Origin of the sequence: Rhodanobacter ginsengisoli (genome assembly GCF_042657065.1) — a bacterium.
In the GTDB taxonomy this organism is placed as follows: domain Bacteria; phylum Pseudomonadota; class Gammaproteobacteria; order Xanthomonadales; family Rhodanobacteraceae; genus Rhodanobacter; species Rhodanobacter ginsengisoli.
On the sequence record NZ_JBHSNF010000001.1, the window covers coordinates 1570121 to 1583393 of the forward strand.

Annotated in this window: 17 protein-coding genes; 7 read left to right on the forward strand and 10 right to left on the reverse strand. The window is 66.7% G+C overall.

Annotation, left to right across the window (positions count from 1 at the left end):
- The first annotated feature begins 105 nt into the window (after positions 1 to 105).
- The 3 genes from ACFPPA_RS07185 to ACFPPA_RS07195 all read left to right on the forward strand — a co-directional run bounded on the left by ACFPPA_RS07185 (position 106) and on the right by ACFPPA_RS07195 (position 2412).
- Positions 106 to 432: a hypothetical protein gene (locus tag ACFPPA_RS07185; protein WP_377318684.1), complete on the forward strand. Its 327-nt coding sequence runs from the start codon at positions 106 to 108 to the stop codon at positions 430 to 432.
- Between the two features lie 168 nt (positions 433 to 600).
- Positions 601 to 1407, forward strand: coding sequence for a PP2C family protein-serine/threonine phosphatase (locus tag ACFPPA_RS07190; protein ID WP_377318686.1), 807 nt, complete (start codon positions 601 to 603; stop codon positions 1405 to 1407).
- 30 nt (positions 1408 to 1437) lie between these two features.
- Positions 1438 to 2412, forward strand: a complete 975-nt coding sequence (locus ACFPPA_RS07195) for a LysM peptidoglycan-binding domain-containing protein (RefSeq protein WP_377318688.1) — start codon at positions 1438 to 1440, stop codon at positions 2410 to 2412.
- A 36-nt stretch (positions 2413 to 2448) separates the two neighbouring features.
- Here ACFPPA_RS07195 and ACFPPA_RS07200 read toward each other — a convergent pair whose 3' ends face one another.
- From ACFPPA_RS07200 to ACFPPA_RS07220, 5 genes are all read right to left on the reverse strand, one after another.
- Positions 2449 to 4164 (reverse strand): protein kinase domain-containing protein, encoded by a 1716-nt coding sequence (locus ACFPPA_RS07200; RefSeq protein ID WP_377318690.1) that lies wholly within the window; start codon positions 4162 to 4164, stop codon positions 2449 to 2451.
- A 10-nt stretch (positions 4165 to 4174) separates the two neighbouring features.
- A complete protein-coding gene (locus tag ACFPPA_RS07205; RefSeq protein ID WP_377318692.1) occupies positions 4175 to 4696 on the reverse strand; it encodes an FHA domain-containing protein in 522 nt (173 codons plus the stop codon).
- Positions 4697 to 4827: 131 nt separating this feature from the next.
- A complete protein-coding gene (locus ACFPPA_RS07210) occupies positions 4828 to 5421 on the reverse strand; it encodes a class I SAM-dependent methyltransferase (protein WP_377318694.1) in 594 nt (197 codons plus the stop codon).
- Between the two features lie 85 nt (positions 5422 to 5506).
- Complete coding sequence (locus ACFPPA_RS07215; RefSeq protein ID WP_377318696.1) at positions 5507 to 6457, reverse strand: peptidylprolyl isomerase; 951 nt, start codon at positions 6455 to 6457, stop codon at positions 5507 to 5509.
- A gap of 228 nt (positions 6458 to 6685) precedes the next feature.
- On the reverse strand, positions 6686 to 7096 hold the full coding sequence (locus ACFPPA_RS07220) for a hypothetical protein (RefSeq protein WP_377318698.1): 411 nt from the start codon (positions 7094 to 7096) through the stop codon (positions 6686 to 6688).
- A 361-nt stretch (positions 7097 to 7457) separates the two neighbouring features.
- On the opposite strand from ACFPPA_RS07220, the gene ACFPPA_RS07225 reads away from it, so the two are divergent.
- From ACFPPA_RS07225 to ACFPPA_RS07235, 3 genes are all read left to right on the forward strand, one after another.
- The gene (locus tag ACFPPA_RS07225) at positions 7458 to 8270 is read left to right on the forward strand and encodes a helix-turn-helix transcriptional regulator (RefSeq protein WP_377318700.1); all 813 of its coding nucleotides are present in this window, start codon (positions 7458 to 7460) and stop codon (positions 8268 to 8270) included.
- A 127-nt stretch (positions 8271 to 8397) separates the two neighbouring features.
- Complete coding sequence (locus tag ACFPPA_RS07230; RefSeq protein WP_377318702.1) at positions 8398 to 8799, forward strand: PadR family transcriptional regulator; 402 nt, start codon at positions 8398 to 8400, stop codon at positions 8797 to 8799.
- Complete coding sequence (locus ACFPPA_RS07235) at positions 8799 to 9701, forward strand: sensor domain-containing protein (RefSeq protein ID WP_377318704.1); 903 nt, start codon at positions 8799 to 8801, stop codon at positions 9699 to 9701. The genes ACFPPA_RS07230 and ACFPPA_RS07235 overlap by 1 nt, the downstream gene beginning before the upstream one ends.
- A gap of 167 nt (positions 9702 to 9868) precedes the next feature.
- Here ACFPPA_RS07235 and ACFPPA_RS07240 read toward each other — a convergent pair whose 3' ends face one another.
- Complete coding sequence (locus ACFPPA_RS07240) at positions 9869 to 10156, reverse strand: hypothetical protein (protein ID WP_377318706.1); 288 nt, start codon at positions 10154 to 10156, stop codon at positions 9869 to 9871.
- A 133-nt stretch (positions 10157 to 10289) separates the two neighbouring features.
- Between ACFPPA_RS07240 and ACFPPA_RS07245 the strand changes: the two genes are divergently transcribed.
- Positions 10290 to 10898, forward strand: a complete 609-nt coding sequence (locus ACFPPA_RS07245; protein WP_377318708.1) for a class I SAM-dependent DNA methyltransferase — start codon at positions 10290 to 10292, stop codon at positions 10896 to 10898.
- 123 nt (positions 10899 to 11021) lie between these two features.
- On the opposite strand, the gene ACFPPA_RS07250 is transcribed toward ACFPPA_RS07245, so the two are convergent.
- The 4 genes from ACFPPA_RS07250 to ACFPPA_RS07265 all read right to left on the reverse strand — a co-directional run bounded on the left by ACFPPA_RS07250 (position 11022) and on the right by ACFPPA_RS07265 (position 13260).
- Complete coding sequence (locus ACFPPA_RS07250; protein ID WP_377318710.1) at positions 11022 to 11360, reverse strand: hypothetical protein; 339 nt, start codon at positions 11358 to 11360, stop codon at positions 11022 to 11024.
- A gap of 205 nt (positions 11361 to 11565) precedes the next feature.
- Positions 11566 to 12204, reverse strand: coding sequence for an endonuclease III (gene nth / locus ACFPPA_RS07255; RefSeq protein WP_377318712.1), 639 nt, complete (start codon positions 12202 to 12204; stop codon positions 11566 to 11568).
- Entirely contained in the window at positions 12201 to 12812 is a 612-nt protein-coding gene (gene rsxB / locus ACFPPA_RS07260) for an electron transport complex subunit RsxB (protein ID WP_377318714.1), read from the reverse strand. Before rsxB ends, nth begins: the two co-directional genes overlap by 4 nt.
- Positions 12805 to 13260 carry a putative signal transducing protein gene (locus tag ACFPPA_RS07265; protein ID WP_377318716.1) on the reverse strand — a complete coding sequence of 152 codons (456 nt, stop codon included), beginning with the start codon at positions 13258 to 13260 and terminating at the stop codon, positions 12805 to 12807. The genes rsxB and ACFPPA_RS07265 overlap by 8 nt, the downstream gene beginning before the upstream one ends.
- Positions 13261 to 13273 lie beyond the last annotated feature (13 nt).

Sequence of the window (13273 nt, forward strand, 5' to 3'; positions counted from 1 at the left end):
GGCCTTTCTCTTCCGATCGAACGCACTTCGGCATGCGCCGCACCACACTCGCCACCGACCGCGCCCTGCGCGGACGCCCGTGCCGCGGCGCGCGAAACCGGCGTCATGCTGCTGTCGTACGAGCACAAGAACGGCGTCACGATCGGCTCGCACACTGCGAGGCTCCTGCTTTCCCGGGTCAGCATCGTGCTTGCGCAATACGTTCTTCCTTCCAAGGCCGGCCTGTTGCGCATCGTGCAGCACGGCCGCCGCTGGCGAGCCCTGCTGGATGAGCGGGAGCTGGGGCGCCACGAAACGGCGGAGCGCGCACTGGCGGCATTGCGCGAGGCATGCCCGCGGGCACGGATTCCGGCGTCTTTCGCGCAATGGCGACCGCTCCCGGTGCCGACCTGGAGCTACTCGGGCCCGCCGCGCCGGCTTCGCGCCGGCTGATGTGGCTGCCGCTGCGGCGGTCGCCGAAGCAAAGCCGCACGGTTCCGCCACCCATGCTGGATCATCCTCGCCCGGCCGGAAACCGGCCGGGCCGCCATGGCTATACTGGGCCGGCAACCACGCAGACAGCCCTTCGCAAACCGATGCCCAGGCAAGGCGGTGCCGCAGATGGACAAGCAGATCGAGACCTGCACGCTGCCGAGGGTGGCCGCCGGGCGGGCACGGGGCGGGCGGGCGACCCAGCAGGATCACCTGGTATGCCTGCACGATCCATCCGGTGATGCTCGACTGCTGGTGGTGGCCGACGGCATGGGCGGCGACGGTGCAGGCGAGCTTGCCGCCGAGGGCGTCATCCATGTCGCTCGCCGATTGTGGGAGCAGGGCCTGTGGCGGGAGCAGCCCGGGGCGGTGTTTCTGGAGACGCTCTGTCAGGAAGCACACGCCGAACTGCGCCGCCGTGGCCGGGATCTGGCCAGCGGCGAGCCGCATTCGACCGTGGTGGCGTTGCTGATCCGGGGGCATCACATCAGTTGGGCGCACGTGGGCGACAGTCGCCTGTATCGGTTCCAGGGACGGCGCTGTATCGGTCGCACCGAGGATCACAGCCTGTCCCAGCTGAAAGTGCGCCGTGGTGAACTCGGCGCCGATCAGCTGGCCAGCGATCCCGACCAGCACAAGTTGCTGCGTGGCCTCGGTGGTGCGCAGCCACCGCAGGTCGAGCATGGCGGCGCGATGTTGCGCGCGGGGCAGGCGTTCGCGCTGTGCAGCGACGGCGTGTGGGAACATCTGTCGGCGCAGGAGCTGGGTCGGCTGGCGCACCGTCGCGATCAGCCGGGCGCATTGCACGAGGCACTCACGCTCGTGCTGGAGCGCGCCGGGGAAGCAGGCGACAATGTGGCCTTGATATTGTTTCGCGCGGGCTGGGTATCCTGGCTTCGGGGCCGCGCGGGCCGTCGGGGCGGTCTGGTGGCCTGACGGTCAGGTCGAGTTGAGCAGGCGGAACGCATGGTTTCAAGACGAACGTGGTGTGGTGACTGCCGCTGGCTGAAGCGGGCGATCCTGATCGCCTTGCCTGCGGCCATGCTGGTCGTCGCCGGCTGCGCCCAGATCGCCAGGCTCAAGGCGCGGGTGGTCGTGCAGCCGACTACGCCATCCGTGGCGACGCCCGTGCGTGCCGTCGAGTCCGGCAAGGACTACCCGTCCGTGGCGGCGATCGTCAGGCAGGAAGTCCAGCCCGGCCATTATGCCGAGGCCGAAAAGGCGTTGCGCCGGTATCTGACGAAGCATCCGGGGGATCGTCCGGCCCAGGCGATGCTGCGACAGCTCACGGTCGATCCGGAGCAGATGCTCGGCAGCAAGCGGCGCATCTACGTGGTGCGACCGGGGGATTCCTACAGTGGCCTGGCCGCCCGCTATCTCGGTGACCCGAACCTGTTCCTGATCCTGGCCCGGTACAACGAATCGACCCACCCGTCGTTTCTGCGTGTGGGCGAGAAGCTGAAGCTGCCGCTGTCGGTTCCCCGCATGGCCGAGCCCGTGGGCGGTGACGTCGCCGAATCGGCAGCCCATCCCGGACCGGCCAGCCCCGACCCGGGCAGCACCGGGCCGAGCAGCCCCGGACCGGCGATCAGTCCGGGGGCCGGGACCATCGGCGAGTCATCGGCGACGAAGGCCAGCCGGCTGCAGGACGAAAGCGTGAGCCTGCTGAACAAGGGCCGGAAGGGCGAGGCGCTGATGCGACTCGATCAGGCGCTGCTGGTCGATCCGCAGTTGCGGTCGAACGGCTCGGCCTCCGCCTCGATGCGCCGGCAACTGGTGGCGCAATACCACCAGCGGGCCATCGTGCTGTATCGCGATCAGCAGCTGGATCAGGCCATCACGCTGTGGAATCGCGCGCTGGCGATCGACCCGACGTTCGAGCCGGCGATCATCTACCGGACCCGTGCACTGGAGCTCAAGCGTCGTCTGCGCCAGCTCTGACCTCGGCGTGGCCGCGCCGCACCGTGGTCGGACCTCTCAACCGGGCGGTTGCCGGACATCGTCTTCGGGGGTCGCCACGGGCATGATGCGGGTGGGTCGTCCGATGTCTTCCAGCGGCGTGGTGGGGTCGGTCTTGCGGCTTCGGCTATGCCGCGATTGCAGGGCACCGTTCATCAGGTTGAACGCGGCGAACACCCGGCCGATTTCGTCGCGGCGGGCCAGCCGGATGCGGTGTCGGAAATCACCCCGCGCCACCCGCAGCATGGCGCTGCCCAGCAGATCGAACAGGGTCAGCAGCCGCCGCGACAACCAGTAGGCCGAGCCGACCACCGCCGCGAGCGTCACCACCAGCACGGCGACGATCACCCACAGCGTGGTCTTCTGGGCGGCGCGCAACGGCGCGTCGCTGATGCCCAACCGCAGAGCGCCCACCGTGGCGGACTGATAACGGATCGGCATGTCGAACAGCAGCATCTCGCCCAGGTCCGCGTCACCGGTGATGTGGCCGCGATAGCTGGTGACGTCACGGTTCGCGGACAGGCGTTCCTGCCCGCTCAACAGCGGCAGTCGCCGACTGACCTGGTCCTGCTGGGTGCTGGCGATGATCTCGCCGTGGCGGTCGGCAATCGCGAGGTAGCGGATCTGCTGGTTGCGGGCGATATCCTCGACCAGGGCGCGCGTGGCGGCACGATCGCCCAGCAGAAGGTCCTCGGCCGATTCGCTGACGATCATGCGCCCCAGCGAACTGCCGAAGTCCAGCGCCAGGCCGGTGACGGCGGTGTTCTGCTTGGCGTAGATGGCGCTCAGCCCAATCAGCAGGGTGAGGCTCAAAACGATGCCGAGCAGGCCGGACCAGCGCAATCGCAGCGACACGATGCGGCTGGTCAGCGGCTTTTCGTACAGGCGCTCGTACTCGCGGCGGGCCAGGCGCAGGTCGTCGACGACCTCGGCACCGCGCTGATAGCGTGCCTCGGCCGCGGGTGCCAGCAGGGTGCGCACGATGTCGAGCAGGATCGACGGGGTGGACGGATCCCGTGGCTGGAGCTTTGGCCGGCGCACCCTTCGCCGTTCACGCAGCAGCTGGCGCAGGTCGTCGGTCTCCCGCCAGGGCAACTTGCCGCAGACGAGCCAGTACAGCACCACGCCCAGCGAAAACAGGTCGCTGCGGGAATCGGTGGGTTCGCCGCGCAGGTGCTCCGGCGCCATGTAGGCCGGGGTGCCGCCGATCTCGGTGCGCGGGCTGGCAGTCTCGCCTTTTGCCCGACGCCGCTCGGCGATGCCGAAGTCGTTGACCCTGACCTGATGCCAGCCGTCACCCAGCATGATGTTTTCAGGCTTGATGTCGTGGTGAACGACGTCCCGACTGTGGGCATACTCGAGCGCGGCGGCGACTTGTTCGGCCACCTCCAGGATGACCGTGACGGGCGGGAATCCTTCGCGTGCGACACGACTGGCCAGCGTCTCGCCCGAGAGGCGTTCCATCGCGATGTAGGAGTAGCCGTCGTCGCTTTCCCCGGCATCGAAGATGGTGAGGATATGCGGATGCGTGAGGTGGCCCGCGGCGCGCGCTTCGGCGAGGAAGCGCTGGCGGCAGGCGGGATCGGCGGCGACCTCGCGATGCAGGCATTTGATCGCGACCCGACGCTCGATATCCGGGTCGAACCCCGCGTAAACCACTGACATGGCGCCCTCGCCGAGGACGCCTTCGATGAGATAGCGGCCGACCCGCTGCGGGATGTCGCGGTCGGTCATGACCGGCGGTTCAGATCAGCCGCCAGGCCAGCACACCCAGCCCGACCAGCAGCAGGCTCGCCGCGATCCAGCGCGGGCGTATCAAGCGGGGCGCACCGCGTTCGCGGGTCAGGAACAGGAACTCGGCCTGGCCCAGCCGGATGTGGTCGCCGTGCTTGAGGGTCGCTTCATGGACGCGTCGGTCATTCACGTACGTGCCATTGGTGGACAGCGTGTTCATGATGACGTAGTGCCCGTGCTGGATGATGATCCAGCCATGCGAGGCGGACACGCTGGAGTCGTCCACGACGATGTCGTTGTCGCTGTTCCTGCCGATGGTCTGCCGACCCGGGCGCAGCGAGAACCGCAAGGTCTCCAGTCCCGGACTGATCCCTTCCAGTACCGGCTCGTGCTTGCTGGCCGGCTCATCCGATGCAAAATCCGCCTCGCTCGCGTACTGGCGCAAGGCTTCGGTGGAAAACAGTCGGGTTCCCTGGGGGCCGGAGGATGTTCCTGCTGCACGGCGAGACGGCGGTTGACCAGGATGGCTCATGAAGGATCTCGGCTCTCGAATCAGGTTTTCACTATAGCCAATTACGCCGCCGAGCGAATGTGAACGGGACGCGGAAATCGTTCGGCCCGGTGCCGGGCGGTTTAGCCACCAAACCCTTGTGCGGTGCGGTCTCAGGCGGCAATCAGGATATCCGGCCGCTGGCTGATGCGGTAGACCGCCGCCGGCGGCAGGTTCAGCAGGGCACTGCCCACGCGCTGGGCCTGCAGGTTCAGCCGTAGCAGCAGGGCGGCCGGCAACGGGCAGCGCATGCCGTAGGTGAACTGGTAGAACATGCCGCCGGCACGCAGTTGCCGCTCGAACACGCCCTGCACGATGGCGGCGACCTGGCTGGCGGGCATCGACAGCAGGGGCAGGCCGCTGACCACGGCACAGGCCCGTTCGTTGCCGAACAGCGAGTCGGTCTGGCCCAGCTGTGCCGCATCCATGCGCAGGATCTTGGCCTGCGGGTAACGTCGGCTCAGCGCTTTGGCAAAATGCGGGTCGGCTTCGATCAGCGCCAGCCGATGGGGTGGCACGCCACGCGCCAGCAGCGCGCGGGTCAGGGCACCGGTACCCGGGCCCAGTTCGATCACCGGCCCGTCCAGCTGGCTGACATGCGAGGTCATCAACCGCGCCAGCGCTGCGCCCGATGGCGTCACCGCACCGATACCACGCGGATCGCGCAGCCAGGCACGCAGGAAGTCCAGGGTATCGTTCAACGGCATGCCGCAGTTTCCGCAATCGGCCAGGTGGAAGGCAAGGTAACCGACGCGGCTGAACAGGATGTTCGCCCGCGCCGGTTTAGATGCCTCACGGTGAAGCCGGGGTCGACGTCCGCTCGCGTACTGGCACGTCGATGTCGCACAGGCCCACCTTGCCCGACGATGTTTCATAGAACGCGTCATGCCGGTGGCGTTTGGCATCCAGCAGCGCGGCGAACGTGGCGCTGTCGGTACGCAGCACCTCGACGGCGGGGCGTTGCGCCGGCGGCAGATCGGACGCCAGTCGCACGGACTCGATGATCGTGCGCTGCGCGGGTTTGCCGTAGAAGCCCATCGCCCCGTCGCCGCGCGGCAGACCTGACAGCAGCGGCATGCCTTCGAGCACGCGGCCGGCAATCGCCAGGTTGCGATCGAGCCGGCGTGGTGCCTGGCCGATCACTGCATACAGTTCGCTGCCGTTGCCGGTCTGCGGGTCGTTGCCGCGGCCCACGCCGACCATGCCGTAACAGTGGGTCGGCCACTCCTGTCCGCTGGCCGGATCGCGCGCCACCGGAAAGCCCTCGGAGAAACCGACCTCGGGCGCGTAGACATCGCCATCGGGCAGGGCGGTCCACTCCCGTTTCGGGTCGATCGGCCGGGTGTATTCCGGCGGCAGCGTGCCGCGCGCCTTGCCCAGCGAGCGCAGCTTCGTCTTGTCGCCGGTATCGTCGCTGGCCGGGTCGCCCCACTGGGTCACGAAGTTGTCCTGCACCCGCACGATCGCCAAGCCATCGAAATAATGCTGCCGCGCCAGCGTGCGGATGTTCGCCGCGTGCAGCGGGGTGAAGTCCGCGGCCAGTTCGATCAGCACGCGACCGGTCGGCAATTGCATCACCAGCAGGTTGCGCGGATCGGGCGTGCGCCATTCGGCAGCACGTGACCGTGCCAGCAACTGCCCGGTGGTCGGCGTAGGCGCGTTCTTGTCCGCCGCGGCAGCCGCATGCGACAGCAGCAGACCGGCAAGCAACGCGAGGGCGGCAGCAAGGCGGCGTGCAAGCATCGGATTCCCCTTCAGATGACTGAGCAACAGGTCTGGCAACTTAGCAGAGCGCAGTGGACATGACATCAAGGTCGGTGCGGGCCCGGAAACCGGGGCGATGCCGCTGGGCAGTCCATCAACGCCCCGGAGTGCACCGCTCTCGATGCGCTTCACCGCGAAAGCAGTGTCGGGCCGCCATGCCGCGCCGGCTGCATGGAGGCTCGACGAAATCCATGAAGGCGGCACCGATCAGGCCACCGGGAAAGGCCCGGGCTGGAATTTCCATTCGCTCTCCCGCACGAGCCAGTCCAGGGCAAAGGCTCGATCCGTGAATCGCTGGTAGAAGTAGCCGCGCACTGCGGCCAGCATCTCGACGGATTCGACTTCCTGTGGGCCGAGGCGAGACACGTAGGCAATCCGTGCGCCGCACATGACGTTGTATTCGAACGCCAGATTTCTTGCGTGTTGAATGGTCGCCTCCGGTGACGCTGGAACGACACGTGCCTCGGTGAAATCGAGCAGGATGCGTTGCGGATTGTTCCGGCTGAGCCATTGCAGACTGTGCTGCAGCGTGAGCGCGCGCTCTTCGATAGTGACGTCGCCGTAAAAGACTGCCTGAAACACGCCAGGCAGTGAGTCTGTGAGGATCGAAACCGTCATGCGGCAAATCCAGGGGGCGAGCGGTATCGCCGCAGAGCAGGCAAGGCTGCCGTGCAGGAAATGGCTCTCGCTGCACGGACGGCGTCCGGGCCATCCGTGCAGCTCCAGGTCAGCGTGGACCGCACTGGCAGGGCTTGCCCTGCTGGCAGCCGCACTGGCAGGTCGATGCAACCGGGGTTGCGGTCTGGCAACCGCAGCTGCAGGCGGTACCGACACAGTCGGTGCAGGGGCAGGGGTTCGTATGGGTATTCATCAGGCAGGCTCTCCAGGAAAGGGGCAGGCCGGAGGTGGCCTGCGGGGCGTATTCTGTGCACTCCCGCCCCAGCGATCTTGAACAAAGGGGCTGATCGGATGGCTGCTTATGACCACCGTCGCCGCCGAACCCGAGGCACGCAGACGTCCCGTCGCCGGGGTGGGGCGGGTCATTGGCTGGCCAGGCGGCAGCCTGTGGATTGGTCGTTCCATCGGACTGGTCCAGGACCACGCTCACCACGCCATCCAGATATCACTGGCGATGGAGGGAAACTTTCGCGTTCAGGCCGATGCCTGGGCCGATTGGCGCGAGACCCGGGGGATGGTGGTGATGCCCGATTGTCGTCATCGGTTCGACGGCTGCGGAACGGCGATCGCTACGCTGTTCGTGGAACCCCATTCCACCCGCGGTGCAGCCCTCAGGGCGCGGTTTTCGGGCTTCGAGGTGGCTCTGCTTTCCGATGTGGAGGCCCTCGATGCCGTGAAGCATCTGCACGCGCAATACCTTGCCGTCACGCCGGACGACCTCATGGCGCAGTTCGCCCAGGGCGCTGTCTGTCGTCTGGCAGGAAATCCGGCGATGGCACCCAGCCAGGACGCCCGCATCACGGCGGCACTGGCATGGATGCGGGCACGCCTCGAAAGACCCATCCGGCTCGAAGAGGTGGCGGCCACAGTCCATCTTTCGCCGGGCCGCTTCCGCCATCTCTTCGTATCCCAGACAGGCACGTCGCTGCGGGCCTGGCTGCTATGGGCGCGCATGGAACAAGCGGTGGCATTTGCCTTCCAGGGCCGTTCCTGGACCGAGGCCGCGCATGAGGCCGGATTTGCCGACGCCGCCCACCTGACGCGGACGTGCCGGCGCGTATTCGGTCTGGCTCCGAGCATGCTCGTACCAGAGGATCAAACCGGCAGAAAGTGATTCCGGGAGGGTTCTGCCCCCTGACGCCAATGTTTGTACGACGCGTACATACATTGGTTTCATGCCCAAAACCGCGCTGCGCACCGTCCATGACTTCATACCCATGTACTAGTATGAACTTCGTACTATGGTTCACGTCGACCCAAGTGGCAGTGCAGGCGAGTCCGTGGACGAGATCACCAGCCAACTGAAGAAATTCCAGAAGGAGCTGTCCAGCGGCACGGTGTCGCTGGTGTTGCTGGCGGTGCTCGGCCAGTCGCGCCAGCCGATGTACGGCTACCAGATCGCCAAGCGGCTGGAGGAGGTGGGCGAGGGGGTACTGGCCGGCAAGCAGAGCGCGTTGTATCCGGTACTGCGCAACCTGGAGGGGGCCGGGTTGCTGGCCAGCGAAGTCGAACCATCGGTCAGCGGGCCACCGCGCCGTTACTACCGCATCACCAAACCCGGGCGCGAGTCGTTGCGCGAGTGGACCGCGGCATGGACCGCTACCCGGGATTCCGTCGATAACGTCTTGCAAGGAGGGGTGTAATGAACGCGCCACGCACGATTGCCGAATACCTGAGCCAACTGCGCGCGGAGTTGCGCGGCGCCGACCCGGCCCTGATCCAGGACGCGCTGTACGACGCCGAGGAACACCTGCGCGCCGAACTGGCCGAGCAGCCCGGCCGCGACGAGGCGGCCATGCTCGAACACGTCGTCGGCAGCTACGGCGCGCCGGATGAAGTGGCCGATATCTATCGCGACCAGGAGATCCGTATCCAGCGGGCGATCCGTCCGCCGCCGCCGCCACAGAGGCGTTCGCCGATCGGGCGCTTCTTCGGTGTGGCAGCCGATGCGCACACCTATGGCGCCTTGTTCTACATGCTGCTGGCGCTGGCCACCGGCATCTTCTACTTCACCTGGGTGGTGACCGGCATCTCGCTTTCGGCCGGGTTCTCGGTGTTGATCATCGGCATCCCGTTCGTCGTGCTGTTCTTCGGCAGCGTGCGTGGCCTGTCCCTGCTGGAAGGGCGCATCGTCGAAGTGATGCTCGGCGTGCGCATGCCGCGCCGGCCGCCCTATCCGGCGCAGCAGGGCGCGCCGCTGCTGAAGCGGATCGGCGCGATGTTCACCGACGCGCGCAGCTGGACCACGCTGCTCTACATGCTGCTGATGTTGCCGCTGGGCATCATCTATTTCACGCTCGCGGTGACCCTGCTGAGCGTGTCGCTGGCTTTTGCCGCCGCACCCGCGATCAAGGCGTTCGGCTTCAATGTGATCAACATGAACATCGACGGCTATCGCTATGACGGTCCGGACTGGGCCGGCACGATCGGGCTGTGTCTGCTCGGTATCGTGCTGTTGTTCGCCACCTTGCATCTGGTCCGCGACATCGGTCGACTGCATGGCCAGATCGCCAAGCACCTGCTGGTGACCAGCGCCGCGGCATGAGCGCGGACGAAGCCGTCATGCGGGTCCGTACCAGTTAAAGCCCGCACGCTGGTGCCCGGGAACATGCTCTGCGTCTGGCGGTCCGACAGGCCGCGGACGCGCGTGAACATTCCGCTGAGCGTGTCGCGGTAATTGTTCGGTTCCGGGTAGTCGAGGTTCTGCGACGTTCAGAATTCGTCGACGAACTCGATGCCGGCATTGCAGTCGCGTGCGATCGCCCCGGCGCATTCGCGCACGAGTTCGGCCAGGCTGTCGTCGGCCGCATCCACCTCGATGCAGTACACATGTCCCTCGGTGTCGCTGACCGACTCGCTGGAGCTGGAGTCGTCGCGCATGCCGGAGATCAGGTCGTCGATCTCCTCGACGTGCTCGATGTCCTCGATGCCATGCAGGCCGGCGATGACGGCGTCGGCATCGGCGCGGCTGCCGATCAGGCGGAAGCGAACCATGCTCATGCGGATATTCCTGCTCGGGTCGTCACACGATGCCGATGCTGGCAAGCCCGGCGCATACATGAAGTGATGCCCGGCAGACGAATGGTAGCGCGCACCGGCTACCATGGCGCTCCGTCAGCCCCACTGCGCCGCCATGCCCAAGACCTACGACCGCGACTATTTCGACAAGTGGTACCGCGACCCGCAGCACGCGGTGAGCTCGCCGGCCGAGCTCAAGCGCAAGGTGGCGATGGTGGTGGCGCAGGCGGAGTACTACCTCGGCCGGCCGATCCGCAACGTACTCGATGTCGGCTGTGGCGAGGCGACCTGGCGCAAGCCGTTGCGCGCCCTGCGTCCGGACGTTGCGTATCGGGGGCTGGATGCCAGCGAATACGTGGTGGCGCGCTATGGGCGCAGCCGCAACATCGGGCTGGCCCGCTTCGGCCAGCTCGAACACTTGCGCTTCGATACGCGCTTCGACCTGATCGTCTGCACCGACGTGCTGCACTACCTGAAGCCGACGGAGATCCGGGCCGGCCTGCAGGGCATCGGCGAGATGCTCGAAGGCGTGGCGTTTCTGGAGGTGTTCACCAGCCGCGACGACGTGGCCGGCGACCATCACGGTTTCGTGTCGCGCGCGCCGGCCTGGTACCTGCGCGAGTTCGGTCGGGTCGGCCTGCTGCCGTGCGGATCGCACTGCTACCTCGGGCCGCGGCTGGAGCGCCACATCGCGGCGCTGGAACGGGCGCAACTCGCCGGCTAGAGCATCCAGCGGAGTCCATGAAGATCGGGCGTCGTGCAGCGCAGGTACAGCGCATCAATGCGCGAGGGAACACGCCAGCGGCACGCCCGGCGTCGCCTCGGCCACGCTTGTCCACGCCCGGGATCAGTTCGTCAGGTCGGGCCGATCGGCGTCGGCGCCGACCGCGGATTCCTCCGCGGTCAGGGCACGTATCGCCGCCACCGGATCCGTGCCATGCACCTCGATCGCGACCGCGGCGATGCTGTGCGGGCCGAGGCTGACATGGCGCCGGCCCTCCCACAGATTGGCCTCGCGTTGAGCCTGCGCGAATTCGGTCGATGTATGGGCCACGATGCCCATGACGGCGAATCCGTTGTTGAGGCTGACGACGTACCTGGCCAGATGGGAGGTCTCGGCAGAGGCCGTGTTGCAGACACCAGCGAGACCCATGAAGGCGGCTGCCATGAGGATCGATCGTTTCATGATGCCCTCCAACGCAGTTTCCGGAAGCATCGGATTCCCGGCCGGGATGCCGAGCATCCAGGGTGGAAAGTAGCTCCGTGACCTGAAAGAAAGCGTGACAATGGCGGGATGAAACCGTGAGGCTGGCGTGTACGCCTCCTGCCGTGGCGGCCGTCATGCTCGGGGGGCCCGAGCGGCCGTACTCCGATCGATTCCACGTGTGCCCTCAGTCTTCGACGGTCTTGTCCCGGTAGCGGCACAGGTCACGGATAACGCAGTGTGGGCAATCGGGCTTGCGCGCCTTGCACACGTAGCGCCCGTGCAGGATCAGCCAGTGGTGCGCGTCCTGCCTGAACTCGGCCGGGATCACCTTGACCAGCTTGTCCTCGACCGTGCGCACGTCCTTGCCCGGCGCCAGCCCGGTACGGTTGGCGACGCGGAAGATATGCGTGTCGACCGCGATGGTCGGCTCGCCGAACGCGGTATTGAGCACCACGTTGGCGGTCTTGCGACCCACGCCGGGCAGCGCTTCCAGTGCCTCGCGGGTGCGTGGTACCTCACTGCCGTGATGCTCGACCAGCAGGCGGCACAGTGCGATCACGTTCTTCGCCTTGGCGTTGAACAGGCCGATCGTGCTGATGTAGCGCTTCAAGCCCTCCTCGCCGAGCTTGAGGATCGCCTGCGGCGTGTTGGCTACCGGATAAAGTTTTTTCGTGGCCTTGTTCACGCCCACGTCGGTGGCCTGCGCCGACAGCACCACCGCCACCAGCAGTTCGAACGGGCTGGCGTAGTCGAGTTCGGTGGTCGGGTGCGGGTCGAGTTCACGCAGGCGCGTGAACATGTCGATGACATCGGCGCGCTTCATGATTTCGGCTCCTGTTTCGCACGGGCCCGGGCCAGCGCCTCCAGCACCGGGTTGCGCTGGACGCTGCTGTCGACGGCCGCCTTGCGCGCGGCCAGCTCGGCCTCGCGCCGGACATGCTGGCGCTGCAGGCGCGCCTCGCGGCGCTGAAAATGCGCGCGTGCGGCATCGGCGTGGGCAGCGTCGAGCTGTTCGGCCGGCATCGGCAGCAGCACGATGCAGTCGACCGGGCAGGCGGATACGCACAGTTCACAACCGGTGCAGTCGTCGGCGATCACCGTGTGCATCAGTTTGGCCGCGCCCACGATCGCATCGACCGGACAGGCCTGGATGCACTTGGTGCAGCCGATGCAGTCCGCTTCGACGATGCGCGCCAGCGTGCGCGGCTTCTCGACGCCATTGGCCGGGTTCAGCGGCAGCACCGGCGTCTGCAGCAGGGCGGCGAGCTGCTCGATGCCGGCGGCGCCGCCGGGCGGGCACTGGTTGATGGCCGCTTCGCCGCGCGCGATCGCCTCGGCATAGGGCCGGCAACCGTGATAGCCGCACTGCTCGCACTGCGTCTGCGGCAGCAATGCGTCGATGCGGTCGGCCAGCGTTAGGAGATCAGTCATCCTGTTCTACTTTCCTGATGCTGGCGGCCTGCGAGTTCAGCTCGGCATAGCTGTCAGGCGCGGCTGCTTTCCAGTGATGGCCACATGACCGGCAGCGCTCCCGCCATTTCAGTACAGGCCACAGAGGCAGTCCGACGAAGCATGCAAAAAAGAACGCCCAGCCTCGGTAGTTGGGGTTCTCCTCGATATCGCTGCTGTTGCAGCGCGGACAGCGGTCATCATCTTCAAGGCAGTAGTCACCCCGCCGCCAGCGGGTAAGTACATCGGTGGCAGCATCCAGGTATTCATCGGGCACCATCACCACGGTGCCTCCGAATGCAATCACCTGATACCACTTGAGCCTCGACAGTCCGTTTTCGAAGGCGTAGGCGGGACAGCCTTCTGCACGCAGCAGGCTGGCGACGATCTCTGCTTCGGTGTGATCGAAGGAGCGATGGACGCGAAGCATGCGCGGCCTCCTG

Excerpts from the sequence above, each read along its gene's own strand:
- ACFPPA_RS07200 (WP_377318690.1), bottom strand. The coding sequence starts at position 4,164 with ATGACCGACCGCGACATCCCGCAGCGGGTCGGCCGCTATCTCATCGAA.
- rsxB (WP_377318714.1), bottom strand. The coding sequence starts at position 12,812 with ATGACTGATCTCCTAACGCTGGCCGACCGCATCGACGCATTGCTGCCG.
- ACFPPA_RS07185 (WP_377318684.1), top strand. The coding sequence starts at position 106 with ATGCTGCTGTCGTACGAGCACAAGAACGGCGTCACGATCGGCTCGCAC.
- ACFPPA_RS07220 (WP_377318698.1), bottom strand. The coding sequence starts at position 7,096 with ATGACGGTTTCGATCCTCACAGACTCACTGCCTGGCGTGTTTCAGGCA.
- ACFPPA_RS07240 (WP_377318706.1), bottom strand. The coding sequence starts at position 10,156 with ATGAGCATGGTTCGCTTCCGCCTGATCGGCAGCCGCGCCGATGCCGAC.
- ACFPPA_RS07235 (WP_377318704.1), top strand. The coding sequence starts at position 8,799 with ATGAACGCGCCACGCACGATTGCCGAATACCTGAGCCAACTGCGCGCG.
- ACFPPA_RS07225 (WP_377318700.1), top strand. The coding sequence starts at position 7,458 with ATGACCACCGTCGCCGCCGAACCCGAGGCACGCAGACGTCCCGTCGCC.
- ACFPPA_RS07230 (WP_377318702.1), top strand. The coding sequence starts at position 8,398 with ATGGTTCACGTCGACCCAAGTGGCAGTGCAGGCGAGTCCGTGGACGAG.
- ACFPPA_RS07195 (WP_377318688.1), top strand. The coding sequence starts at position 1,438 with ATGGTTTCAAGACGAACGTGGTGTGGTGACTGCCGCTGGCTGAAGCGG.
- nth (WP_377318712.1), bottom strand. The coding sequence starts at position 12,204 with ATGAAGCGCGCCGATGTCATCGACATGTTCACGCGCCTGCGTGAACTC.
- ACFPPA_RS07250 (WP_377318710.1), bottom strand. The coding sequence starts at position 11,360 with ATGAAACGATCGATCCTCATGGCAGCCGCCTTCATGGGTCTCGCTGGT.
- ACFPPA_RS07190 (WP_377318686.1), top strand. The coding sequence starts at position 601 with ATGGACAAGCAGATCGAGACCTGCACGCTGCCGAGGGTGGCCGCCGGG.
- ACFPPA_RS07205 (WP_377318692.1), bottom strand. The coding sequence starts at position 4,696 with ATGAGCCATCCTGGTCAACCGCCGTCTCGCCGTGCAGCAGGAACATCC.
- ACFPPA_RS07265 (WP_377318716.1), bottom strand. The coding sequence starts at position 13,260 with ATGCTTCGCGTCCATCGCTCCTTCGATCACACCGAAGCAGAGATCGTC.
- ACFPPA_RS07245 (WP_377318708.1), top strand. The coding sequence starts at position 10,290 with ATGCCCAAGACCTACGACCGCGACTATTTCGACAAGTGGTACCGCGAC.
- ACFPPA_RS07210 (WP_377318694.1), bottom strand. The coding sequence starts at position 5,421 with ATGCCGTTGAACGATACCCTGGACTTCCTGCGTGCCTGGCTGCGCGAT.
- ACFPPA_RS07215 (WP_377318696.1), bottom strand. The coding sequence starts at position 6,457 with ATGCTTGCACGCCGCCTTGCTGCCGCCCTCGCGTTGCTTGCCGGTCTG.